Source organism: Streptomyces triticagri, assembly GCF_003429565.1.
Taxonomy (GTDB): Bacteria; Actinomycetota; Actinomycetes; order Streptomycetales; family Streptomycetaceae; genus Streptomyces; species Streptomyces triticagri.
This window is the reverse complement of the sequence record NZ_QUAK01000149.1, coordinates 24,291-47,916: the sequence shown is the minus strand read 5'-3', so window position 1 is coordinate 47,916 and position 23,626 is coordinate 24,291. Positions and strand designations below refer to the sequence as shown.

Below are 23,626 nucleotides of genomic sequence, written 5' to 3'. Positions count from 1 at the left end.
CCCGGCGGCACGGTGGGGCGGGCCCGATTCGAGGCGGCGCTGCCCGAAATGGTCGACGACATCGGGCAGTTGGTGCGGGCCGAGTCGCCGTCGGCCGACCTCGCGGCGGTGGCGCGCAGTGCAGAGATCGTCGCCGCTGTCGGCGCCCGCCGGCTCGGGGTGGAGCCCGAGGTGGTCGTCGTCGACGGGCGTACGCATCTGCGCTGGCGCCTCGGCGCCGGGCCGCGGCGGGTGCTGCTGCTCGGGCACCACGACACGGTCTGGCCGCTCGGGTCATTGGCCGCCCGCCCGTTCTCGGTGCGGGACGGAGTGCTGCGCGGGCCCGGGTGCTTCGACATGAAGACCGGTCTGGTGATGGCCTTCCACGCACTCGGTGTGCTCAGTGCGCTCGACCGGGTGGACGGGGTGACCCTGTTGGTCACCGGCGACGAGGAGCTCGGCTCGCCGTCCTCGCGCGAGTTGATCGAGCAGGAGGCGGCCGGGTGCGCGGCCGCGCTGGTCCTCGAAGGGGCCGCGGAGGGCGGCGCGTTGAAGACCGTACGCAAGGGCGTCTCGCTGTACGAGGTCCGGGCCGGCGGTCGGGCCGCGCATGCCGGCCTCGAGCCGGACAACGGGGTGAACGCCTCCGTCGAGGCCGCACACCAGCTCCTCGCCGTCGCCGCTCTCGGCGACGACGGCCGCGGGACGACCGTCACGCCGACCGTGCTGCGCGCGGGGGCGACCACCAACACGGTGCCCGCCGACGGCCGGTTCGCCGTGGACGTACGCGTACGGGAGGCCGCGGAGCAGGCTCGGGTGGATGCGGCGCTGAAGGCGCTGCGGCCCGTGCTCGACGGCGCGACGGTGCAGGTGACCGGCGGCCCCAACCGGCCGCCGCTGTCGCGTGAGGCGTCCGAGGAGCTGTACCGCACCGCCGAGCGACTGGCCGCCCGGCTCGGCCTCGCACCGCCGGCCGAGGCGGCGGTGGGCGGGGCCTCGGACGGCAACTTCACCGCGGGCGCCGGGATCCGCACCCTGGACGGGCTCGGCGCGGTGGGCGGCGGCGCGCACGCCGACCACGAGCATGTGCGGATCGCCGGGATACCTCCGCGGACCGCGCTGCTCGCGGCACTGGTGGAGGACCTGCTGGGCACCGACTCCCTTGGAGCGCCCGGGAGTTCGGCGGCAGCGAGCAGCGGGAGTGCGCGATGAGCGACCTGGCACTGAGTTCCCCGGCGGCGGACGAGCGGACCGTCGCCGATGCGCGGGCCGCGGCGGACGCGGCCGCACGTACGGCGGGCACCGAGGTGCGGGCGATCGACGCCCGTGCGGACCTGGAAGCCGCCTGCGGACTCTTCGAGAGCATCTGGAAGCCCGACGGCGAGAACGGTCTGGCGACCCCCGAGCTGCTGCGCGCCCTGGACAAGGCGGGCAGCTATGTGGCCGCCGCCTTCGACGGAGGCCGGGACGGCGAACTGGTCGGCGCCTGCATCGGCTTCTTCGGACCGCCACCGGCCGGCGCTCTGCACAGCCACATCGCGGGGGTCTCGGGGCGGATGCGCGGACGCAGCGTCGGCTTCGCGCTGAAGGTCCACCAGCGTGCCTGGGCGCTGCGGCGCGGCACGGCGCGGATCTCCTGGACCTTCGACCCGCTGGTGCGGCGCAATGCCTACTTCAACATCGGCAAGCTGGCCGCCCGTCCCGCGCAGTATCTGCCGGACTTCTACGGCCGGATGAACGACGGCATCAACGGCGCCGATGCCACCGACCGGCTCCTGGTCGAGTGGCGCCTCGCCTCCCCCGAGGCCGCCGCCGCCTGCCACGGACTGCCGCGGCACTCCGCCGCTGCGGCTCCCGGAGCGATCGCCGCCGCCCTGGACGTGACGGCCGACGGACGGCCCGTGGCGGGCCGGGTCTCCGGTACGCGTACCCGGGTCGCCGTACCGGCGGACATCGAGCAGCTGCGGCACAGCGATCCGGGCTGCGCCGCCGACTGGCGTTCCGGACTGCGGGACGTCCTCGGCGGTCTCCTCGCCGACGGGTGGCAGGTCACGGGGTTCGACCGGGCGGGCTGGTACCTGCTCGAAGCGTCCGAGCGAACCGGCCTGCCCGACCCACCCGACCTGCCCGACCCACCCGACCTGCCCGACCGACCCGGGTCACCGTCCGTACCCGTCGAACGAGAGGACCAGCCGTGAAGCTCACCGGGGTCGAGATCCGCGAGATCAGGCTGCCGTTGGTGGCGCCCTTCCGCACCTCCTTCGCCACCCAGACCGAACGCTCGGCCCTGCTGCTGCGGGCGGTGAGCACCGAGAGCGAGGGCTGGGGCGAGTGCGTGGCGATGGCCGACCCGCTGTACTCGTCCGAGTACGTGGCCGGCTGCGCCGACGTACTGCGCCGTTTCCTGGTGCCCGCGCTCGGCGGGCGCGACCGGCTGGGAGCCGTCGCGGTGGGCCCCGCGCTCGCTCCGTTCCGGGGTCACCGGATGGCGAAGGCGGCCCTGGAGACGGCCGTCCTCGATGCCGAACTGCGGGCCAGGGGCGTGCCGTTGGCCCGCGAGCTGGGTGCCGTCCGCGACCGGGTTCCGTGCGGGGTGTCGGTCGGCATCATGGACTCGGTCCCGCAGCTCCTCGATGCGGTCGCCGGATATCTGGACGAGGGCTACGTACGCATCAAGCTGAAGATCGAGCCGGGCTGGGACGTGGAACCGGTCCGTGCCGTACGGGAGCGGTTCGGCGAAGAGGTGCTGCTCCAGGTCGACGCCAACACGGCCTACACGCTCGCCGACACGCGGCATCTGGCCCGGCTCGACCCCTTCGGTCTGCTGCTGATCGAGCAGCCTCTGGAGGAGGAGGACCTGCTCGGCCATGCGGAGCTCGCCAAGGCTCTCACCACACCGGTGTGCCTGGACGAGTCGATCACCTCCGCGCGCTCCGCGGCGGCCGCGATCACGCTCGGCGCGTGCAGTGTGGTGAACATCAAGCCAGGCCGGGTCGGCGGCTATCTGGAGGCGCGGCGCATCCACGACGTGTGCGCGGCCCACGGCGTGCCCGTGTGGTGCGGCGGCATGCTGGAGACCGGGCTCGGGCGAGCGGCGAATGTGGCGCTCGCGGCGCTGCCCGGTTTCACCCTGCCCGGTGACACCTCGGGATCCGCCCGCTACTACCGGACCGACATCACCGCGCCGTTCGTCCTGGCCGACGGGCAGCTGCCGGTGCCCGACGGGCCCGGCCTCGGCGTCACGCCCGATCCGGACGTGCTCGACGAGGTCACGGTCGGCACCGAGTGGCTGCCGCTGTGAGGCGGGCCCCGGGCGCGGGATCCACGGCCGACGAGGTCGCACCCCTTGTCGAGGACGACAGCTGGAGCACACAATTCCGGTGCTGACGACGAACGGCCGAGGCACGGCCCGCTCGCACGCCGGGATGTAGGGGGCGGTTCTGTGGTGCACGCGTCGCCCCGCGCCGGCCTCCCGCGGGTGCTCGAGGATCTGGGCACCACCCTGCTCGATCTGGTCTGCGGAGATCCGGAGCGGGCGGACGCGATCGGCGGGGTGATCATCCACGATCCGCTGGACGATCCGGTGCTGCCCCGCCAGGCCCTGGTGCTCGGGGTCGGTGTGCAGGGCGCGTCCGAGATCGCCCGGCTGCTCGGCACGCTCGGCGAGGCCGGGGCGGCGGCGCTCGTGGTCCGCTCCCCCGCCCCGCAGGACGCGGCGGTCATCGCGGCCGCCGAGCGCTCCGGAGTCGCCCTGCTCGCGCTCACCCGCGGCGCCTCCTGGGCGCAACTGGCCGCGCTGCTGCGCTCGTTGCTCGCGGACGGCGATGTCGGCGAGGCGAGTCCGCAGACGCTGGGCGGCACCCCGTCCGGCGACATGTTCGCGCTGGCCAATGCGGTGGCCGCGCTGCTCGACGCGCCCGTCACCATCGAGGACCGCAGCTCCCGCGTCCTCGCCTTCTCGGGCCGTCAGGACGAGGCCGACGCCTCCCGGGTGGAGACCGTCCTGGGCCGGCAGGTGCCCGAGCGTTTCACCCGGCTCCTGGAGGACCGTGGCGTGTTCCGTGCGCTGTACCGCAGCGACCAGCCGGTCCTGGTCGCGCCCGCGGACACGGACGGTTTCCACCTGCCGCGCGCCGCGATCGCGGTACGCGCGGGCGACGAGATCCTCGGCTCCATCTGGGCCGTGGTGGATGCCGAGCTCGGGCCGCAGCGCACCCGGGCGCTGCACGACGCGGCCAAACTGGTCGCCCTGCACATGCTGCGGCTGCGGGCCGGCGCCGACGTGGAGCGCAGGCTCCGCGCCGATCTGCTGTCCACGGCGCTCGAAGGCGGTACGGGTGCGGCCGAGGCGCTCGGCCGGCTCGGCCTCACCGACTACGCCGGAGTGGTCCTCGCACTCGCCGTGCCCGATCCGCCCGCACCGTCCGGATCGGCCGACCAGCACGCGCGGCACGCGGCCGAACGCCAACGCCTCACGGACGCCTTCGCGATGCACCTCTCCGCGATCCACGCGCGGGCCGCCACCGCACTGATCGGCGACGTGGCGTACGGCATCCTGCCCGTGCCACACCATCAGACGGGTGCCGAGGGTGCCGAGGACAACGCGGTCCGGGTCGCCGCAGACTTCCTGACCCGGGTCGGCGACCGGCTCGGCCCGCTCATCGGGGTGGGCACGATCGCCCGTGACGGCGGTGCGCTCGCCCGGTCCCGGCAGGGCGCGGACCGGGCTCTGCGGGTACTGCGGTCGGGCGGGCACTCCCGGCGGCTGGCGCACATCTCGGACGTCCAGGTCGAGGCGCTGCTGCTCGACCTGGCCGACCTCGCGGCCGCACGCGGCGACGCACCGACCGGGCCGCTGGCGCGCCTGCTCGCGTACGACCGGCGGCACGACTCGGCCCTGGTGGAGACGCTGCGCCACTGGCTGAACAGTTTCGGAGACGTCCCGGCCGCGGCGGAGGCGATGTTCGTGCACCAGAACACCTTCCGCTACCGGCTGCGCAGGGTCACCGAGGTCGCCGAGACCGATCTCGCCGACCCCGACACCCGCTTCGCCCTGATGCTGCAGCTGCGGCTGCTCCGACTGCCGGGCGCCGCATCGCCGTGACGTCTCCGGCACGCCCGGTGCACGCCCGCGCGCGCTGGTGGCCGGGCACCAACCACCGCCCCCGGGTTTGGCGGTGACGACGAAGCTGCGTCCGAGCGGGCTGCCCTACCTTGCGGGCAGTACTGGTCCGGTGCCGCGGAAGTGAGGGTCCCCGTGTCGTCATGTACGGAACGTCGAACGAACGGCGGTGCCGGCGATGAGTGATCTCCACGAGCTCACCGCGGCGCAGCAGCTCGCCGCGCTGCGCGCACGCGAGGTCGGCGCCAGAGAGCTGACCGAGCACTACCTGGCCCGGATCGACCGGCTGGACTCCGCGCTCGGCGCCTTCGTAACCGTGACCCCCGAACGCGCCCTCGAGGAAGCGGATCGCGCCGATGCGCAACTGGCCCGGGGAGCGGGCGGCCCCTTGTGCGGGCTGCCGCTCGGCATCAAGGACCTCTTCGCCACGGCCGGTACGCGCACCACCTTCGGCTCCGCGGCGCTCGCCGAGCATGTGCCCGACGGCGACAGCTGGACCGTGGGCCTGCTCCGCACGGCCGGCGCGGTGCTCGTGGGCAAGACCAACTCACCCGAGTTCGGGGCGACTTGCTACACCGAGAACGACGTGACCGTGCACCCGGCCGTCACTCCGTACGACCCGGGCCGCTATGCCAGCGGTTCGAGCGGCGGGGCGGCCGCCGCGGTGGCCGCGGGGCTGCTGCCCTTGGCGCACGCCAGCGACGGGGCGGGGTCGATCCGCACTCCTGCGTCGACATGTCATCTGGTCGGGGTCAAGCCGAGTCGGGGCGTGGTGAGTCCGGCGCCGGGATCCTCGTTCTTCGTCACCACCACGGAAGGGCCGATCGCCCGGACCGTCGAGGACGCCGCGCTGCTGCTCGATGTGATGGCGCAGCCCTCGCCCGGCGATCTGTACGGCGCTCGGCCCGCGGAGAGCCTCGCCGGCGCGGTCGCCCGCGATCCGGACCGGCCGCTGCGCATCGCGCTGTGGACCGATACGGGCCTCGACGGGGTACGGCCGCATCCGGGCGCGGTCGATGCGGCCGAGCGGACCGCGGTCCTGCTGCGCGAACTCGGCCACGAGGTCCACGAGATCGCCGTGCCCGTGCCGTACACCGAGCCGGTACAGCAGGCGATCACCGCCTGGTTCGCCTCCTCGGTCCATGCCGCGGCCACCGCGCTCGTACCCGCCGACCGGCAACCTCTGCTCAGGCCGTACACACGCCATCTGCACGCCCTGGGCGCGAAGTCGACCGGCCTCGACGTGATGGGCATGCAGGCGGTCCTCGCCGGCTACGCGAGCGCCTTCCTCACGGCACTCGACGGTTACGACGTCGCCCTGACCCCCACCACCAACGGCCCACCGGTGCCGATCGGTCACTACTTCCGCGACGGGGTCGAGGCCGAGCCGCGCCTGATGCTCGACTGGTCCTGCTACACACCGTGGGTCAATCTCACCGGGCAGCCGGCCGTCGCCGTCCCGTCCCACCTCGACGACGCCCGACTGCCGTACGGCGCCCAGCTGGTGGGGCGACCGCACCGGGACGCCGAGCTGCTGAACCTTGCCGCCCAGCTGGAACGCGCATCCCGGTGGGACCTTGACCGCCGCGTACTCGGATCCCGGTGAAAGGCGGACCTTCGTGCCCCACGATCGGACCTCACCGCCCGCCGGCGCCGGGCTCGACCCGGGCCGCGGCCTGACCGAACGACTCGTGACGCTGCCCGACGGCCGTACGCTGCGCACCGTCGCCGCCGGCGAGGGCCCCGGCCCGCTCGTGCTGTTCGAGGCCGGCATGAGCGCGCCCGCGGCCTGCTGGGTGCACACCCAGCGCGAGATCGGTGCGCACACCCGCACCCTGTCCTACGACCGTGCCGGCTACGGCGGCAGTGACGTCGACCCGCGCCCTCGGACCCTTGACCGCCTGGTCGACGACCTCACCGCACTCCTCGACGTGCTCGACGAGCGGGCTCCGGTGGTGCTGGTCGGGCACAGCTGGGGCGGTCCCGTCATCCGGCTCTTCGCCGAACGGCATCCGGCACGGGTCGCCGGGATCGTGTTCGTCGATTCGACGGTCGCCGAGACGATGCCGGCGAAGAACGCCTGGCTGGTGGCCGGTTCGTTCCGCGTCATGGGGTTCCTGGCGCGGTTCGGCGGCGCCGGACTGATCGAGCGCCTGACCCTGCCGCACGGCACCTCGCCGGACATCGACCGCGCCGATGTGGCGATCATGCTGCGCGACTACGCCTGCGTCCGGGCCATGCGGGCCGGCGCCCGTGAGGCGGAGCACATCGTCTCCGCCCGCCCGCTGGTCCGCCGTCTGCAGCAGGCCGGCACGCCCGACGTGCCGACCATCTGCGTGCAGGGCGGGCGGGTCGACCGCGGGACGGCCCGGACCCGGCTGCTGCTCAACGACACGGCGGAGCGGCTGATGCACGACACCCGGGGCGGCAGGACCGTCGTGGTCCCCGAGGCCGGTCACCTCGTCCCGCAGGAACGCCCCGGGCCCGTACGCGACGCCGTGATCGAGGTGCTGCGGTCCGCACGGACCCGACCGGGGGCGGCCGGGCCGGCGTCCCAGGAGACCGCCGACTGACACGCTCACGCAGCGGCCCGTGATCCACCTCCACTCCCACTCCCACCTCCATCCGGGGAGACGCTCCATGTATCTGACGCAAGCGCTGCACCGGCTTCTGCAGCAGAGTCCGGATCTGCCGCTCACGATCAGCGGCGACCGGGTGCGCACGGTCCGTGAATCGGTCGAACGGACCGCCCGGCTCGCCGGAGCGCTGCGCGAACTCGGCGTACGGCAGGGTGACCGGGTCGGGATCCTCGCCTTCAACTCCGACCGGTATCACGAGTACCTGATGGCCTGTTGGTGGATCGGCGCGGCGGTGAACCCGGTGAACATCCGCTGGGCGCCACCCGAGATCCGCTACTCGCTCGAACAGTCCGGCACCCGCTGCCTGTTCGTCGACGACGCCTTCCTGCCGGTGGTCGAGGAGCTGCGAGATCTGCTCGACACCGTGGTGCACTGCGGCGAGCAGGCCGCGCCCGAAGGGCTCCTGTCGTACGAGGACTTGGTGTCCTCGACCGGTCCGGTCGAGGACGGGCGCTTCGGCGGCGAGACGCTGGCCGGTGTCTTCTACACCGGCGGGACGACCGGCTTCCCCAAGGGCGTCATGCTCAGCCACGCCAACATGATGGTCTCGGCCCTGGGCAGCCAGGCCTGCGAGCCGATCGCGGTGGCGGGCGGCCGGATGCTGCACGCCGCACCGCTGTTCCACAGCGCGGGTCTGGTGGCCTGGAACATCCAGACGATCGCCGGCGGCACCCATGTGTTCACGCCGTCGTTCGAGCCGGTGGCCGTGATGCAGGCCGTGGAGCGGCATGCGGTGTCCACGGCGATGCTGCCGCCGGTGATGATCCAGCTGCTCGTGGACCATCCGGAGCGCTCCGCGTACGACCTGTCCAGCTTCCGCTCGTTCCTGTACGGCGCGTCCCCGATGCCCGAGGCCCTGCTCGAGCGCGCCATGGCCGCCTTCCCCGCGGCGCGCTTCCTGCAGGCGTACGGCATGACCGAGGTGGCGCCGGTGGCCACGCTGCTGACCGGCGCGGACCACATCGAGGGCACCCGGCTGCGCTCCGGCGGCCGGGCCGCCCCGCACTGCGAGATCAGGATCGTCGGCCCCGACGGCGGGGAGCTGCCGCCCGGGGAGGTCGGCGAGATCACGGTCCGGGGCGGACACGTCATGAGCGGCTACTGGGACAAGCCGGCCGAGACCGCCGAGGTGCTGCGGGACGGCTGGCTGCACACCGGCGACGGCGGGCGCCTGGACCCGGACGGCTATCTGCACATCGTCGACCGGATCAAGGACATGATCGTGACCGGCGGCGAGAACGTGTACTCCACCGAGGTCGAGAACGCCCTGGGGCGCCACCCCGCGGTGGCGTCCTGCGCCGTGATCGGCGTACCGGACGAGACCTACGGCGAGCGGGTGCACGCCGTGGTCGTCCTCAGGCCCGGCACCGAGACCACCGCCGAGGAACTCAGGGACCACTGCAAGACCCTGATCGCCGGCTACAAGGCCCCGCGCACCGCCGAGTTCGTCCCGCAGCTCCCCCTCTCACCCGCAGGCAAGATCCTCAAACGAGCCCTCCGGGAGCAGCACTGGCGAGACCGCGACCGCGCCGTCGGCTGACCCGCCGGCCGGGTCCGGCCTCGTAGCACTCGGTGAGCCGCCCGTGCACAAGGCGTAGCGGTCCGGTTGTCCCGTGATGTGCGGGGGACTCGGTGGTCATGGTGCAGATCGGGTACACGATGATGACCGAGCAGGCCGGGCCGCGGGAGCTCGTACGGCATGTGGTGGGGGCGGAGGAGGCCGGCTTCGACTTCTCCGTGACCAGTGACCACTACTTCCCCTGGCTGCGGTCCCAGGGTCACTCACCGTACGCGTGGAGTGTGCTCGGGGCCGCGGCCCAGGCGACCTCCCGGATCCCGCTGATGTCGTACGTCACCTGTCCGACCTTCCGGTACCACCCGGCCGTGGTGGCGCAGCAGGCGGCGACGCTGCAGCTGCTGTCCGAGGGCAGATTCCGCCTCGGTCTCGGGTCCGGCGAGAACCTCAACGAGCACGTCGTGGGCCGCGGGTGGCCGTCCGTCGACGTGCGGCACGAGATGTTCGAGGAGGCGGTGACGCTCATTCGCGAACTGTTCGCCGGTGGTCATGTCACCCGTCACGGTCGGCACTTCGACGTGGACTCGGCGCGGCTGTGGGACCTTCCGGATCCGCTGCCACCGCTGGGGATCGCCGTGTCGGGGACGCGGTCCTGTGCCCTGGCGGGCCGGCTGGCCGACCTCCTGATCAGTACCGAGCCGGACGCGGAGCTGCTGCGCGCCTTCGACCGGCACGGTGGCAGCGGCAAGCCCCGCGTGGGGCAGCTGCCGGTCTGTTTCGACACCGACCGCCGGGCCGCGGTCGAGCGGGCCCACGACCAGTTCCGCTGGTTCGCGGGCGGCTGGAAGGTGAACTCGGAGCTCCCGCACCCCGATTCCTTCGCCGGCGCCACGCAGTTCGTCACGCCGGAGGACGTCGCGGAGTCCATCCCCTGCGGCGACGATCCCGATGCCGTGGTGGAAGCCGTGCGCGCCTTCACGGCGGCGGGCTTCACCGAGGTCGCGCTCGTGCAGATCGGCGGCGACGCACAGGATCCGTTCCTCGAGTGGGCGTCCCGCACGCTGCTGCCGACCCTGCGCAAGGCGGATCTGTGATGAGTGCGCCGGACGGGCCGAGGCCCGACGGACACGGGACCGGCGGCCCCGGGGCGCTCGTCGTCATCGACATGATCAACACGTACGACCACGACGACGCGGAGCAGCTCGTGGCATCCGCACGCACCGTGGTGCCGACGATCGGGCGGCTGATCGAGCGTGCCCGGGCGGCCGGGGTGCCGGTGATCTACGTGAACGACAACTTCGGCGAATGGCGCTCGCACCACGGCGAGATCGTGGACAGCGCGCTCGCGGGACCGCATGCCGACCTGGTGAAGCCGATCCTGCCGGACGACACGTCCCTGTTCGTGGTCAAGGCGCGCCACTCGATCTTCTACGAGACGCCGCTGTCGTATCTGCTGTGGCAGCTGGACGTCCGGCATCTGGTGCTGTGCGGACAGGTCACCGAGCAGTGCGTGCTCTACTCGGCGCTCGACGCCCACATCCGGCATCTGCGCGTGACGGTCCCGCGCGACGGCGTCGCCCATATCCATCCCGGGCTCGCGGATGCGGCCCTGGAGATGATGCGCCGCAATATGAACGCCGAGGTGGTGGCGGCCGACCGGGTGCCGTTCCACGGCCCGCCCTCGGCGCCCGGCCCGTCCGTGCCGTGACGTCCGGCCGCCCGGTGCGGGACGCGGGACGCCCGATCGGGTGCTCCCGCGGTGCGCCGGCGCGTCCGGTGCGGTGGGGTGGAGTGGGCCCAGCGCGCCGGGAGCACCGCGCGGCGTGCGGGAGGCCGACCGCCTCGTCGAGCCGAAGGGGGCTCAGTCATGGCACGCAAGCCGGACCCTCACCGGTCCCAGTGGGACTCCCGTCGGCCGGCGGATCCGGCCGCGGCGCCACGACGACGCCGGCGGTGGTTCCTGCGCAACCGCTGGTTCCGTGTCTGGCTCCTGATGCTGCTGCTCTCGCTCGCCTTCGCCCTGGTCGCGAAGGGGACCGGGAACACCGCCGTGGTCCCCGCGTCGTTCTTCTACGGCGCGGCCGCAGGTCCGGTCGCCCTGCTCGTCGCCACCCAGGACCGCACCGGCATCGCGACCAGCGTGCCCGCCCTGACGCTGATGAGCGCGGGGCTGTTCGGCGGTGGTGTGGCCCTGCTGCTCGGCGGGTTCTACGACGCGCTGCTGATCGGGGTCGACGACAGTCTGGAGATCCTGCGGGTCGGATTCATCGAGGAACCGGCGAAGCTCGTGCCGGTCCTGGCGATGGCCCTCACCGGCAAGGTGATCAGCAAGCGGGCCGGTGTGATGACCGGCCTCGTGGTGGCGACCGGTTTCGCCGTCCTCGAGTCGGTGTCGTACGCGTTCTCGAACATGCACCACGACAACGTCTTCGCCGCCGACGGTGTGCTCCTGATGCGGGGCCTGACGACGCCCTTCGGTCATCTGGTGTGGACCGGAGCGGTCTGTGCGGCGGCCTTCGCCGTGTGGGAGCGCCGCGGCAAGGTGGTCGTGACGCCCTCGATCCTCGGCGTCTTCGTCGCCGTCTGCGTGCTGCACTCGCTCAACGACGGACTTCTGGTCATGCACGACGTGCCGGTGGCGGCGCATCTGCTCTATCTCCTGGTGGCGCTGGCCAGTTACTTGCTCTTCCGGAGGCTGACCCGCGACCTCTCCGTCGACGGGCTGCCGGCGCCGCAGACCCGCACCCCGGCGTGACGGGCGCCGGGGCGGGCGGTCACACCCCGGCGATCCGGTTCCACCGCTTGGACAGTTCGGGGCGTTCCTCGTCGGTGATGTCGCGGGCGATCGCGAGGCGGTCGCGCATCGCGTCGTCCGGGAAGATCAGCGGGTCCTCGGCGAGGGCCGCGGTCTCCTCGTCCTTGCTGGAGGCGAGGACGTCGCGCGCCGCCGGGACCGGGCAGACGTAGTTGACCCAGGCGGCGAGTTCGGCCGCGACCTCCGGATCGTAGTAGTGGTCGACGAGTTGTTCGGCGTTGCGCTTGTGGCGGGCGAGGTTGGGGATCATCAGCGACTCCGACCAGAGCTCGGCGCCCTCCTCGGGGACCAGGAACTCGATCTCCGGCTTGTCCGCCTGGAGTTGGATGACGTCACCGCTGTAGGCCTGGCAGGCGAGCACATCGCCGGTCTCCAGATCCTTGATGTAGTCGTTTCCGGTGAAGCGGCGGATGTGCCGGGCGGCGACCAGCTTCTCCACGCGATCGCAGATCCGGTGGAAGTCGTCGGCGTCCCACCGGGTGATGTCGACCCCGTCGCCCTGCATCAGCAGCGCGAAGGCCTCGTCGAGCCCGGAGAGGAGGGTGACCCGGCCGCGCAGGTCGTCGGCCCACAGATCCGACACGCTCTTCAGCTCGCGGCCGATCTTCGCCTTGTTGTACGCGATGCCGGTGATCCCGGACTGCCAGGGCACGGTGGAGCGGCGGCCGCGGTCGAAGTGGGGTGAACGCAGCAGCGGGTCCAGGTACTTGGCGACATTGGGCTGCCGGGAGCGGTCCATCTCCTGGACCCAGCCGAGGCGGACGAAGCGGGCGCACATCCAGTCGCTGATGACGATCAGGTCCCGGCCGGTCGCCTGGCCGTTCATCAGGGCCGGGCTGATCTTCCCGAAGAACTCGTCGTTGTCGTTGATCTCCTCGGTGTACTGCACGCCGATCCCGGTGCGCCGGGTGAAGGCGTCCAGGGTGGGCCTGCGGGAGGTGTCGTCGTCGTCCGTGTCGATGTAGAGCGGCCAGTTGGCGAAGGTGAGGCGCCGGTCCCGCTTCGAGAGATCGGCGGCCGCGCGATCGCCGGCCGGTACGTACGCGGCGGGGACCCCGCACCCGGCGAGCGCGCCGAGTGCCAGGCCTCCGCCGAGCGCTCGCAGCACGGATCGGCGGGACGGCGGGGACGGGCTGCACCCGTGGTGGGCTCGCATCACCGCAGCATGCCCGGCCGGGCGGCGCCGGACAATGGACGGTGCGTCGAAGCCGCCGCGGGTCGCGCGGACACCTTGTCGAGGCGCGTTCGCCGGAGCTGTGTCCCGCGGCGCTGTCAGTCGATCGGTTCGAAGGGCGCCGGGGTGTCGCCGGTCCAGCGGTGCAGTCGCACCCAGCCCTCCTGCTTCTTGACGCCGTCCTCCTCGACGGCCCGCCCCTCGGCCACGTAGTAGCGGCCGTCGCCGAGCGCGTCGAAGCCGAGGTTGCCGTGGAACTCCCAGCCGCGGATCCCGGTCGCCTCGTCGCGCAGACCGGCCTCGCGGAGCTTGAGAAGCCTGCCGGTCTCGGGCTCCGGCTGTCCGGCGATCTCGCCCCGCACCGGCTTGGCGGTGCCGTCGACGGTGAAGAAGGAGTAGTTGGGGAAGCCCTCCTTCTCGCCCTCGTAGACGGCCATGATCCAGTTGCGGGTGCTCGGGTCGTACTGCAGGTTCTGCACGCCGTAGGTGGTGTTGCCGGTGTACGCGAAGAACTTGCCGTCGTACCGCTTCGGGCCGCTGTGGTGCGGGTCGGACTGGGAGAGCGGCCGCTCGTACTTCCGCCAGTTGGCGATGTCGTACTCCAGGATCACCTGGTGATCGTTGTCGGTGCGCTCGGTGTTGGAGTAGACGCCGTAGGCGACCTTGAGCGTCTGTCTGCCGCCGCGCTTGCCGAATCCGGGGCCGAAGGAGACGCCGTCGATGCCGCTGCAGCCGTAGCGGTGGTCGGGGGTGTCCGCGACGTCGCCGTCGAAGACTCCGTCGCCGTTCATGTCGGCGGTGAAGTCCTCGGCGACCTCGTCGAGATGGACGGCGGTCATCACGCCGTCGGTTTCGGCATCCATGCCGACCCGGTCGATGCGGTCGACGTCGAAGACGGCGATGTAGAAGGATTCCTCGGCCTTGTACTCGAGCGAGCCGTAGACCCGGCCGTCGCGGTCGTCGATGTCGATGTCGCCGAGGTGTCCGGTGAGGCCCTCCACGGTGCCGATCACCTTGCCTGAGAGGTCCGTCTTGACCAGCATCTGGGTGAACGACCAGTAGACGAAGCCCCGTTCGTGGTCGACGGTGACGCCCTGCACATGGCTGGTGGGCCACGCGCCGCCGTCGATACGGGTGGGCAGTTCGGGTCTGCCGGTCGGGCCGTCGGCGGCCAGGCCGGGTGCGGATGCGGCGGTCAGCAGGGCCAGTACGGCGCTCCCGGCGACGGCGGTCGAGCGGAGCGGGCGAAGCTTGGCGTGCACGCGGTGTCCTTTCCACGGGTCCAGGGGTCGCGCGCCAGTGAACGCGCGCACGACGTTGACGGGGTGAGCGGGGAACGAACCGGCGGTGCCCGGACTGCGGGGATTCCTTCACAACGGGTCCCGTTCGACGGAGGGTCACGAACCCGCCCCGAGCACCTCCGGGTTGGCGCAGTGCGCGAGGGGCCGTCCGGTCAGATACCTGGACACCTCCCCGGCCACGATGTCGGCCGCGTTGTGCGCGGTCTGCTTACTGGCCCCGGCCAGATGCGGAGTCATCACGACGCCCGGGGTACGGGTCAGGCGGGAGCCGGCCGGTACGGGTTCCTCGGGGAACACGTCGAAGGCGGCGCCGAAGAGCCGCCCCGCGTCCAGGGCGTCGCACACGGCCTCGTAGTCGAGCAGCGATCCGCGGGCGCAGTTGACCAGCACGGCACCGGGCGGCAGCAGCCCGATCAGCTCGCGCGAGAGCAGTCCCGCGGTCTCGGCGGTGGCGCGGGCGTGCACGGTCACGAAGGCCGAGCGGCGCATCAGTTCGGGCAGTTCGACCCGTTCCGCAGGGGCGACATCGCCTGGATCGGCGTACGGGTCGGCGACCAGTACCCGGGCGCCGAAGCCGCGCACGATGCGCGCGACGCGCGAGCCGATCGCTCCGTAGCCGACGATGCCGACCGTGCTGTCCGCGAGCTCCGGGCCGACGCTCTCGTAGCGGTAGTAGTCGCCGCGCCAGGTGCCGGCGGCGAGGTCGCCGTGGGTGGCGGGCACCCGGCGGGCGGCGGCCAGCATGAGCGCGACGGTGTGCTCGGCGGTGGCGGTGGCATTGCGGCCGGGGGCGGAGGTCACGGCGACCTTGTGCCGGGTGGCCGCCACGAGGTTCGCGTTGACCGGGCCGCCGCGGCTGACGCAGAAGAGCCGCAGCTGCGGGCTGGCGGCGAGGATCCGCTCGGTGAGCGGCGCCATCTGGGTCACACAGATCTCCGCACCGTCCAGCGCCTCGATCAGCTGGTCCTCGGTGCCGGAGGCCTCGCGGACCTCGGCGATCGGTCCGAACGGCTCGACCGGCCAGGGCAGGGTGAGTTCGCGCAGGGTCGCGCCGGGTGCGACGGGCCGGAGCCGCTCGGCGAACAGCGCGTTGCGGACGAAGTGGTCGCCGGCGAGAAGGATGGTGGTCACTCGGCTGCTCCTGGGGTCAGTTCCTTGTTGAGGGCGAGGAGCGCGGGCACGCCGTCCCGCAGGACCAGTTCGTTGAGGGCGCAGTTCGCCAGGTACGGGAAGAGCCGGCGGTAGTCGCGCAGCGGCAGTCCGAGGAGCCGGCACAGGGTGAGGCGGATCGCAGTGGAGTGGGCGACCACGAGGACCCGGCCGTCGGGGTGTTCGGTGCGCAGCTCGTCGAGGAAGTCGAGATAGCGCCGGCCGGCTTCGAGCGGGTCCTCGCCTCCGGGGAAGTGGTGGCCGACGGGATCGTCCTCGAAGGCATCGAGGTCCTTGGGCATGCGCCGGCGCATCTCGGTACGGGTCAGTCCCTCGGCGACACCGAAGTCCAGTTCCCGCAGCCGGGGGTCGAGGCCGAGGGGCAGTCCGGCGCGGGCCGCGCTCTGTTCGGCGGTCGCCCGGCAGCGGCGCATGGGCGAGGAGCGGACGGCGGTGAGCCCGGCATGCCCGGCCCAGTCCGCGAGGCGGTCGGCCTGGCCGTGCCCGTAGGGGGTGAGGTCGATGTCGGTGGCGCCCGCATAGCGGTTCTCGTCGTGCCAGACGCTCTGCGCGTGCCGGACCAGGAAGACGTGCAGGCTCATGCCGCGGTCCCTTCTCGTGCGTGCGCCGCCACGGACTCGGCCAACCAGCCGCGCCGGACAAGGAGTTCGAGCAGTCGGTGGTAGCCCTCGTCGTGGGCGGAGCGGTGTGCGGTGCTCGGCTCGACGGTCCGGGCGGGCCGGACCATCGCGGCCGCGGCACGGTCGAGCGATGCGAACCCGCCGTGCGCGGAGGCGGCCAGTACGGCCATGCCGAGGGCCGGGCCCGCACCTTGCGGCAGCGTCACGGTGCGTTGCAGGACGTCGGCGCGCAGCTGGTTCCACACCGGGTTGCGGGTGGCGCCGCCGGTGAGGACGAGAGAGCCGTCGGTCGGTGCGCCGAGCAGCCGCAGATAGTCGAAGCAGAGGCGTTCCGTGTAGGCGACACCTTGCAGCAGGGCGGCGAAGTCCTCTGCGCTGCTGGCTGGTTCGCGGGTACGGAAGGCCCTGGCGGCTGGGGCGACGAAGGGGAAGCGTTCACCGGGCGAGACCAGGGGGTAGCGCAGCAGATCGGTGGGGAGCAGGGATTCGGCCGTGGCGGTGAGGGAGTCCAGGTCGCCGGTCGCGAACTCGCGCGCGACCAGGCCGGCCCCGGTGCTGGAGGCTCCGCCGGGCAGCCAGTGGCCGTCCGGTGAGCGGTGCGAGTAGACGACGCCGTCGGGGTCGTGCAGAAGGTGCTCGGTGACGCCCTTGACGACGAGTGTGGTGCCGAGGACGGAGTTCCAGCTGCCCACCGAGGTTGCTCCGGAGCCCAGTTGGGCGGCGCATCCGTCGGTCGTCCCGGCCACCACGGTGGTGCCCGCGGCGAGTCCGGTGGCGTGGGCGGCGTCGGCGCACACTTCGCCGATGACGGTGCCGGGGGTCACCAGGTCGGGCAGTACGGACGCGGGGACCCCGAGGTCCGCAAGGATCTGTTCGGGCCAGGTGACGGTGGCCGCGTCCGCGCCTGTCTTGAGGGCGTTGCCGGTGTCGGTGGGCACGGGGTGGCCGACGAGCCTGCGGTTGATCACGTCGTTCTGGTGCGCCAGTTGCAGGCCGTCGGCGGCCGCGTGCGGATGCCGGTCGAGCAGCCGGCACAGCTTGGGCAGACCCCAGGAGCGCTGCATCCGCCGGTAGCCGGCCTTGGCCCACTGCGGTGCGCCGATCGCGTTGACCCGTTCGGCTTCGGCGGCCGCGCGCCCGTCGTCGTACATCAGGGCCGGTGTGACGCTCCCGCCGTGCCGGTCGGTGAGGGTGACGGTGCCGGAGGTGGCGTCGACGGCGAGGGCGCGGATGCGGCGCGGGTCGGTGATCGCGGCGCGGGCCTGTGCGACGGCCGTGCAGGTCGCGCGCCACCAGTCCTGCGGGTCCTGTTCGTGCCGCTCGCCGTGGCGGCTGCTGGTCAACGGGGCCGATCCGGAGCCGAGTCGATGCCCGCCGGACGTGACGAGGACGGCACGGACGCCCTGGGTGCCGAGGTCGATGCCGAGCCACAGGTCCTGGCCGGGGTCGCTCATGCGCCCGCCCCGCCGGCCGCGGCCGTGCCGGCCACGCCCTCGCGGCCCAGTGCCCAGATCGGCCGGTGCAGCTCCCGCAGGCGCAGGAACTCGGCGTAACGCTCGTGCACGGCACCGCCCTTGGCGGCATCCGGGTCGTGGGTGGCGGCGATCGTCACATGCCGGTCGGCCGCGGTGCCGAAGTCGCGTTCGCGACCGGTGGCGACCATGCCGGTCAGCCAGGCGCCGCGGGCTCCGGTCTCGGTGTCGGCGGGTACGGCGACCGGCAGTCCGGTGACGTCCGCGATCAGCCGGGTCCAGTATGTGCTGCGGGCGCCGCCGCCACTGAGGGTGAGGCGCTGCGGGTCGGCCGCGGATGCGGTGAGGCAGTCCCGTACGGCCATGGTGGCGCCCTCGACGACGGCGCGGGCGACGTCCTCCCGGCCGCTGTCCAGGGAGAGTCCGAGGAGCGATCCGCGCGCGCCGGGGTCGAAGAACGGGGCGCGCTCCCCCGCGGAGGAGACGTACGGCAGGAACCGTACGCCCGCGGTGTCCTCGGCGCCCTGTTGGGCGAGGGCCATGAGTTCGGTTACGGAGTCGAGTCCGAGCAGCCGGGCACCCCAGTGCAGCATGTCGACGCCGCTCATGGTGGGGAAGGCCCGCAGATAGTGCCCCGGTACGCCGAGGGTGACCGTGATGCCCACCGGGTCGCCGGTGACCGCTGCCTCGGCGGACTCCGTGACGATCTCGGTGGACAGGGTGGTGCCGAGTATCGTGCAGGCCCGGCCCGCGGTGACCGCGCCGGAGCCGATGGCGGTGGCGCAGATGTCGTAGGGCGCGAGCACCACGGGCGTGCCGGCCGCAAGGCCGGTCTCGGCGGCGGCCGCGGGGGCCAGTTCGGTGACGCGGTGGTCGTCGTCGCGCAACGGGGGCAGCAGTTCGCGGGCCCACTCCAGACCGTAGAGCTCCAACAGGCGCTCGGACCAGGTGCGTCGGCGGATGTCGAGGAACGGCGCCGAGGCCTCGGACTCGTCCACGGCGGCCTTGCCGGTCAGTCGGAGGTACAGCCAGCCGCCGCAGGTCAGCAGGTGCCGGGCGCCGTCGAGGGCCTTCGGGTCGTGGGCGCGCTGCCAGGCGAGTACGGCATTGGGCATGCCGGTGGAGAGCCGGGAGCCGCAGATGCGGAAGGCCTCCTCGAGGGTGCCGTCCCGCTCCCAGGCGCTGACCAGGCCGGCGGCGCGGCCGTCGTTCCACAGCACGGCAGGTCCGGTCGGGTGGCCGCGGTCGTCGACGAGCCAGGCGCCGTCGCCCTGCCCGGTGACGGCCACCAGATCGGGCGGTTCCGGAAGCCGGCCCACGACCTCGCGGATCGCCGAGGCGACCGCGTCCCAGACCTGGTTCATGTCCTGTTCGGCGTGCCCGGGCCGTGGGCGCAGCACCTCCGTGGGGCGGCGGCCGACCGCCAGCTCGGCCCCGTCGGACCCGTAGCCGACGACCTTGACGGTCGTGGTGCCGGCGTCGATGGCCAGCGATGTCATGGCTTCAGCCCCTTCCGTGTGCCTGCCGCGAGCGGCGTGCGGCGGAGTCCAGGGCGACGGCGACGAGCAGCACCGCGCCGGTGATGATGAAGCGGTACGAGGAGTCGAGGTTGAGCAGGGTGAGCCCGCTGGAGATGGACTGGATGACGAGTACGCCGAGCAGTGCGGCGAAGGCCGAGCCGCGGCCGCCGAACAGGCTGGTCCCGCCGATCACCGCGGCGGCGATCGCGTTGAGGTTGACGTCCGCGGTGCCGGTGCTCTGATTGGCGGCGGCGAGCCGTGCGGCGGCCAGTACGCCGCCGGTGGCCGCGAGGGTGGAGCACATCACGAACGCGGCGGTGTAGACGCCGCGGACATTGATGCCGGCCCGGCGTGCGGCCTCCGCGTTGCCGCCCACCGCGTACAGGGAGCGCCCGAATCCGGTCCGGGTCAGGACGTACTGCAGGGCGAGCACGAGGACGACGAAGAGCATGAACATCCACGGCACTCCGCGGGTGCGGTTGAGGTAGTAGACCGCGAAGACGAGCGCGGCTCCCAGGGCCAGGGCCTGCGCCGCGAGCCATCGGGTGCTGACCGAGGACAGGCCCGCCCGCCGCCGCTTGCGGGCGCGCAGCAGGCCGGCCGCGAGGAAGCCGCCGGCCGCGGTCACCGCGAAGAGGTACGCCAGCGCCTCGGGGACGAACCACACCTGGGCGAACCGCACGAGCGTGGAGTCGTACGGCAGATTGATCGCGTTCTGGCCGCGCAGGAGCCAGAGTTGGGTGCCGAGGAAGGCGAGCAGGCCGCCGAGGGTGGCGACGAAGCTGGGCACTCCGAAGCGGTTGAGGACCTGGCCGTAGAGCCAGCCGATCAGCGCTCCTGCTCCGATGGCGACCAGCACGGCGAGTACCAGGGGCTGCTCGTGACGGACCATCACCACACCGGTGGTGGCCGCGGCGACGCCGCTGACCGAGCCCACCGACAGGTCGATCTGGCCGACGAGCAGCACGCAGACGATGCCGAGGGCGATGACGCCGAGGGACACCATGTCGAAGGCCAGGTTGACCAGGTTGGTGCTGGACAGGAACGTCGCGTTCAGGGACTGGAAGATGGTCCAGATGACCACGACGCCCGCGATCACCGGGAGCATGCCGAGGTCGCCGTCGCGGGCGCGGCGGACGGTGCCGCGGAGGTGGTCGCGGAAGCCCTGCGGGGCGGCGAGGCGCTCGTCCTGCAGGTCGGTGGCGGTGGCGGCCGGCGGGGTTTCGAGGGATGTCACGGGTTCTCCTGCCCTTCGCGCGGGGTGGCCGCGCGGCGTGCGGCGCGCTGGGACACGGCGTTGTCGGCTGCGCCGGTGATCGCGGCGACGACGTCTTCGGAGGAGACCTGCCGGGCGTCGAACACGCCGTTGTTGCGCCCGAGTCGCAGGACGGCGACGCGGTCGGCGACGGCCCGGACGTCGTCCATGTTGTGGCTGATCATGACGACGCCGAGGCCGTTGCCGCGCAGTCGTTCGATCAGGTTGAGCACCTCGGCGGTCTGGGCGACGCCGAGGGCCGCGGTCGGCTCGTCGAGGAGGATGATCTCCGGTCGCCCGAGCAGGGCCCGGGTGATGGCCACGGTCTGCCGCTGGCCGCCGGAGAGGGCGGCGACCGGGATGCCGAGGGTGGGGATCCGCGCGGAGAGTTCCCTCAGCAGTTCCCAGGAGCGCTTCTCCATGGCGATGTCGTCGAGCATCCAGGGCCGGATCTCCTGGCCCAGGAACAGATTGGCCTTGACGTCGAGGTTCTCGCAGAGCGCCAGGTCCTGGTAGACGGTGGCGATGCCCAACTGATGTGCCGCGGCCGGGGATTGGAGGGTCACCTGCTCGCCGTGGAACAAGATGGTCCCGGCGTCGGGCGTGTACACCCCGGACAGGATCTTCACCAGCGTGGACTTGCCGGCGCCGTTGTCCCCGACCACGGCGACGACTTCGCCGGCCGCCACGTCGAGGTCGATCCCGGTGAGCGCGGCGACCGCGCCGAACTGCTTGCTCACGCCCCTGAGCGACAGCACGCCGGTGGTGGCTTCGCCGGGGGCCGCAGGGGCTGCGGGGGTGGTCATGGTGGGCCCTCTCTCCTCCTGGCCGTACGACGGCCGTCCGCGCGGCCGTCCGTGCGTCTGTGCTCCGGTCCAGTTCGGTCCGGTCCTGTTCGGTCCGGTTCGGTCCGTTCGATCCGGTCCGTCCGGTCCGCTACGTGATGTCGAGGTCGCGGCAGGCGTCGGCGTACGCGCGGGTGCAGACCTTCTTGGGCTCGAGCACTCCGTCTGCGCCGAAGACGACCTTCTTCAGGTTGTCCTGGGTCACCACGGTCGGCTCGTAGAGCTGTGAGGGGGTGTCGAAGAGCTTGGCGTCCGCCTTCGGTTTCTTCCCCTCCATGAGCTGGTGCGCGACCTCGGCGGCCGCCTCGGCGACGGTCTTGATGGGCTTGGAGATGGTGTTGTACTGGTCGCCGGCGATCACCCGCTGTACGGCGGCGAGTTCGGCGTCGTTGCCGGTGACCGGCGGGACCTCGACCTCGGCGCCCTTGAAGGCCGCGATCGCGCCGCCGCCCGTTCCGTCGTTGGCGGCGACCACTCCGGCGATGCGCTTCGGGTACTGGGCGATCTGGCCGCTCACCCACTGCTGCGCCTTCTCCGGTGACCAGTCGGGGGTGTCGTACTCGGCGAGGAGCTTGAAGCCGCTGTCGTCGACCGCGTTGTGGATGCCCTTCTTGATCAGCCCGGCGGCGGCGTCGGTGGGTGAGCCGTTGACCTGGAGGAGACCGCCCTTCGCCTTGGTCTTCTTCAGGTGGTCGACGAGCGACTGCCCGATGGACTCGCCGATCGCCTCGTTGTCGAAGGAGACATAGAAGTCCGCGGGCTTCTTGGGGATCGGGCGGTCGTACGCGACGACCTTGACGCCCTGGGACTGTGCGGTCTGGACGATGGTCGCGGCCGAGTCGGAGTCGACCGGGTCGAGGACGAGGACCTTCGCGCCCTGCGCCAGTGCGGAGTTGGCCTGCTGTTGCTGCAACGAGGCGTCGCTGTCCGCGTTCTGGTAGATCACCTTGCAGTCGTCGCAGAGTTCCCGCATGCGCTTCTTGAACAGCGGTGCGTCGTACTGCTCGTAGCGGGTGGAGGCGAGGTCGGGCATCAGGAAGGCGACCTTGCCCGTGCCGCCGCCGGAGTCGGAACCGCCCTCGTCCGGTTCCTCGGCGCATCCGGTGAGCGCGCCCGCGGCGACGATTCCGACGAGAGCAAAACCGGCGAGTCTTCTCATGAGCCACTCCCTGCTCGTGGACGCTCGAGGCAACGGACACGAAACTCGGATGTTTCATTAGTGTCAACAGGCCTCAACAACTGAACAATTGGACCGCCTCCGGGTGCCGCCCCAGGATGTTCACGCAACGCCCGCGTATTAACATCGACTTGGCGTCCGCCACGGCAACGGGTGCACCAACACCGCCCCGGCCGTGTTCACTTCACAGAAAATGAACAGGAGTTTCCATGGGGGCAGAGGCACGCCAGCCGGCGGACCTGAGCGCACGGAAGCTGCGGACTCGGCGGGAGGAGATCAAGAGCCGGGTGATCGACAACGGCTTCGTCCGGATCGAGCAACTCGCGGAGGAGCTGGGCGTGACCGCCATGACCATCCGGCGCGATCTCGACTACCTCCAGGACCGCGGCTGGCTGCGCAAGGTGCGCGGCGGCGCGACCGCCCAGCCGTCGGCCGCCTTCCACGGCGACGTACGCCACCGCGCCCAGGCGATGACCGCCGAGAAGAACGCCGTCGCACGCGCTGCCCTGCCCCTGGTCAGGCCCGGCCATTCGGTCATCGTCGACGACAGCACGACGGCGCTCGCCCTCACCCGGCTGCTCGGCCCGCAGGCCCCGCTGACCGTCATCAGCAACTTCCTGCCCGTCACCCAGACGCTGGCCGGCGTCCCGGGCATCGAGCTGATATCGCTGGGCGGCACCTACTACCCGGCGTACGACGCGTTCCTCGGCCTGCGCACGGTGGACGCGGTGACCAGCCTCAGTGCCGACACCCTGTTCGCGTCCACCACGGCGATCACCCGCGGCCACTGCTATCACCAGTCGCAGGAGACGGTGGCCGTGAAGCGCGCCCTGATGGACGCCTGCGCGCGCAAGGTGCTGCTCGTCGACCACACCAAGTTCCGCCGCCGCGGCCTGCATCAACTGGCCCCGGTCGGCGCCTTCGACCTGGTGATCGTGGACTCCGGGATCCCCGCATCCGACCTCGACGCCCTGCAGGCGGACGGCGTGGAGGTCCTGGTGGCCGACCCGGTGTGAGGGCG

20 protein-coding genes are annotated in these 23,626 nt (G+C 72.2%); 11 read left to right on the top strand and 9 right to left on the bottom strand.

Translation table 11 applies throughout. From position 1 onward, the window contains the following. Positions 1-48: 48 nt before the first annotated feature. From DY218_RS24575 to DY218_RS24530, 10 genes are all read left to right on the top strand, one after another. On the top strand, positions 49-1,191 hold the full coding sequence (locus DY218_RS24575; protein WP_128558462.1) for a M20 family metallopeptidase: 1,143 nt from the start codon (positions 49-51) through the stop codon (positions 1,189-1,191). After that, the gene (locus DY218_RS24570) at positions 1,188-2,177 is read left to right on the top strand and encodes a GNAT family N-acetyltransferase (protein ID WP_128558318.1); all 990 of its coding nucleotides are present in this window, start codon (positions 1,188-1,190) and stop codon (positions 2,175-2,177) included. The genes DY218_RS24575 and DY218_RS24570 overlap by 4 nt, the downstream gene beginning before the upstream one ends. Continuing rightward, complete coding sequence (gene menC, locus DY218_RS24565) at positions 2,174-3,280, top strand: o-succinylbenzoate synthase (RefSeq protein WP_128558317.1); 1,107 nt, start codon at positions 2,174-2,176, stop codon at positions 3,278-3,280. Before DY218_RS24570 ends, menC begins: the two co-directional genes overlap by 4 nt. A 144-nt stretch (positions 3,281-3,424) precedes the next feature. Then, complete coding sequence (locus DY218_RS24560; protein ID WP_128558316.1) at positions 3,425-5,083, top strand: PucR family transcriptional regulator; 1,659 nt, start codon at positions 3,425-3,427, stop codon at positions 5,081-5,083. Positions 5,084-5,279: 196 nt separating this feature from the next. Next, complete coding sequence (locus tag DY218_RS24555) at positions 5,280-6,707, top strand: amidase (RefSeq protein ID WP_128558315.1); 1,428 nt, start codon at positions 5,280-5,282, stop codon at positions 6,705-6,707. A gap of 13 nt (positions 6,708-6,720) precedes the next feature. Then, positions 6,721-7,674, top strand: a complete 954-nt coding sequence (locus DY218_RS24550; protein WP_128558314.1) for an alpha/beta fold hydrolase — start codon at positions 6,721-6,723, stop codon at positions 7,672-7,674. Between the two features lie 67 nt (positions 7,675-7,741). After that, positions 7,742-9,280 carry an acyl-CoA synthetase gene (locus DY218_RS24545; protein WP_128558313.1) on the top strand — a complete coding sequence of 513 codons (1,539 nt, stop codon included), beginning with the start codon at positions 7,742-7,744 and terminating at the stop codon, positions 9,278-9,280. Between the two features lie 98 nt (positions 9,281-9,378). Continuing rightward, positions 9,379-10,350, top strand: a complete 972-nt coding sequence (locus DY218_RS24540) for an LLM class F420-dependent oxidoreductase (protein WP_128558312.1) — start codon at positions 9,379-9,381, stop codon at positions 10,348-10,350. Further along, positions 10,350-10,964, top strand: coding sequence for an isochorismatase family cysteine hydrolase (locus tag DY218_RS24535; protein WP_128558311.1), 615 nt, complete (start codon positions 10,350-10,352; stop codon positions 10,962-10,964). The genes DY218_RS24540 and DY218_RS24535 overlap by 1 nt, the downstream gene beginning before the upstream one ends. Before the next feature lie 159 nt (positions 10,965-11,123). Continuing rightward, positions 11,124-12,011 carry a PrsW family glutamic-type intramembrane protease gene (locus DY218_RS24530; protein ID WP_128558310.1) on the top strand — a complete coding sequence of 296 codons (888 nt, stop codon included), beginning with the start codon at positions 11,124-11,126 and terminating at the stop codon, positions 12,009-12,011. Between the two features lie 19 nt (positions 12,012-12,030). On the opposite strand, the gene DY218_RS24525 is transcribed toward DY218_RS24530, so the two are convergent. From DY218_RS24525 to DY218_RS24485, 9 genes are all read right to left on the bottom strand, one after another. Then, positions 12,031-13,227, bottom strand: a complete 1,197-nt coding sequence (locus DY218_RS24525) for an ABC transporter substrate-binding protein (RefSeq protein ID WP_128558309.1) — start codon at positions 13,225-13,227, stop codon at positions 12,031-12,033. Positions 13,228-13,343: 116 nt separating this feature from the next. Continuing rightward, on the bottom strand, positions 13,344-14,507 hold the full coding sequence (locus DY218_RS24520) for a hypothetical protein (protein WP_128558308.1): 1,164 nt from the start codon (positions 14,505-14,507) through the stop codon (positions 13,344-13,346). 135 nt (positions 14,508-14,642) lie between these two features. Continuing rightward, on the bottom strand, positions 14,643-15,677 hold the full coding sequence (locus DY218_RS24515; protein WP_128558307.1) for a 2-hydroxyacid dehydrogenase: 1,035 nt from the start codon (positions 15,675-15,677) through the stop codon (positions 14,643-14,645). After that, the gene (locus DY218_RS24510) at positions 15,674-16,297 is read right to left on the bottom strand and encodes a histidine phosphatase family protein (protein ID WP_128558306.1); all 624 of its coding nucleotides are present in this window, start codon (positions 16,295-16,297) and stop codon (positions 15,674-15,676) included. Before DY218_RS24510 ends, DY218_RS24515 begins: the two co-directional genes overlap by 4 nt. Beyond that, the gene (locus tag DY218_RS24505; RefSeq protein WP_128558305.1) at positions 16,294-17,790 is read right to left on the bottom strand and encodes an FGGY-family carbohydrate kinase; all 1,497 of its coding nucleotides are present in this window, start codon (positions 17,788-17,790) and stop codon (positions 16,294-16,296) included. Before DY218_RS24505 ends, DY218_RS24510 begins: the two co-directional genes overlap by 4 nt. Further along, on the bottom strand, positions 17,787-19,307 hold the full coding sequence (locus DY218_RS24500) for an FGGY-family carbohydrate kinase (protein WP_128558304.1): 1,521 nt from the start codon (positions 19,305-19,307) through the stop codon (positions 17,787-17,789). Before DY218_RS24500 ends, DY218_RS24505 begins: the two co-directional genes overlap by 4 nt. Positions 19,308-19,311: 4 nt before the next feature. Next, a complete protein-coding gene (locus DY218_RS24495; protein WP_128558303.1) occupies positions 19,312-20,565 on the bottom strand; it encodes a sugar ABC transporter permease in 1,254 nt (417 codons plus the stop codon). Further along, positions 20,562-21,389 (bottom strand): ATP-binding cassette domain-containing protein, encoded by an 828-nt coding sequence (locus DY218_RS24490; protein ID WP_128558302.1) that lies wholly within the window; start codon positions 21,387-21,389, stop codon positions 20,562-20,564. The genes DY218_RS24495 and DY218_RS24490 overlap by 4 nt, the downstream gene beginning before the upstream one ends. Positions 21,390-21,519: 130 nt before the next feature. Next, complete coding sequence (locus DY218_RS24485) at positions 21,520-22,587, bottom strand: ABC transporter substrate-binding protein (RefSeq protein ID WP_128558301.1); 1,068 nt, start codon at positions 22,585-22,587, stop codon at positions 21,520-21,522. A gap of 308 nt (positions 22,588-22,895) precedes the next feature. Between DY218_RS24485 and DY218_RS24480 the strand changes: the two genes are divergently transcribed. Further along, a complete protein-coding gene (locus DY218_RS24480) occupies positions 22,896-23,621 on the top strand; it encodes a DeoR/GlpR family DNA-binding transcription regulator (RefSeq protein ID WP_233521896.1) in 726 nt (241 codons plus the stop codon). Positions 23,622-23,626: the final 5 nt, after the last annotated feature.

Bases quoted from the DNA above. Each gene is read 5' to 3' on its own strand.
- DY218_RS24575 (WP_128558462.1), top strand. From the start codon at position 49: ATGGTCGACGACATCGGGCAGTTGGTGCGGGCCGAGTCGCCGTCGGCC.
- DY218_RS24570 (WP_128558318.1), top strand. From the start codon at position 1,188: ATGAGCGACCTGGCACTGAGTTCCCCGGCGGCGGACGAGCGGACCGTC.
- DY218_RS24555 (WP_128558315.1), top strand. From the start codon at position 5,280: ATGAGTGATCTCCACGAGCTCACCGCGGCGCAGCAGCTCGCCGCGCTG.
- DY218_RS24545 (WP_128558313.1), top strand. From the start codon at position 7,742: ATGTATCTGACGCAAGCGCTGCACCGGCTTCTGCAGCAGAGTCCGGAT.
- DY218_RS24540 (WP_128558312.1), top strand. From the start codon at position 9,379: ATGGTGCAGATCGGGTACACGATGATGACCGAGCAGGCCGGGCCGCGG.
- DY218_RS24535 (WP_128558311.1), top strand. From the start codon at position 10,350: ATGAGTGCGCCGGACGGGCCGAGGCCCGACGGACACGGGACCGGCGGC.
- DY218_RS24530 (WP_128558310.1), top strand. From the start codon at position 11,124: ATGGCACGCAAGCCGGACCCTCACCGGTCCCAGTGGGACTCCCGTCGG.
- DY218_RS24525 (WP_128558309.1), bottom strand. From the start codon at position 13,227: ATGCGAGCCCACCACGGGTGCAGCCCGTCCCCGCCGTCCCGCCGATCC.
- DY218_RS24510 (WP_128558306.1), bottom strand. From the start codon at position 16,297: ATGAGCCTGCACGTCTTCCTGGTCCGGCACGCGCAGAGCGTCTGGCAC.
- DY218_RS24505 (WP_128558305.1), bottom strand. From the start codon at position 17,790: ATGAGCGACCCCGGCCAGGACCTGTGGCTCGGCATCGACCTCGGCACC.
- DY218_RS24500 (WP_128558304.1), bottom strand. From the start codon at position 19,307: ATGACATCGCTGGCCATCGACGCCGGCACCACGACCGTCAAGGTCGTC.
- DY218_RS24490 (WP_128558302.1), bottom strand. From the start codon at position 21,389: ATGACCACCCCCGCAGCCCCTGCGGCCCCCGGCGAAGCCACCACCGGC.
- DY218_RS24485 (WP_128558301.1), bottom strand. From the start codon at position 22,587: ATGAGAAGACTCGCCGGTTTTGCTCTCGTCGGAATCGTCGCCGCGGGC.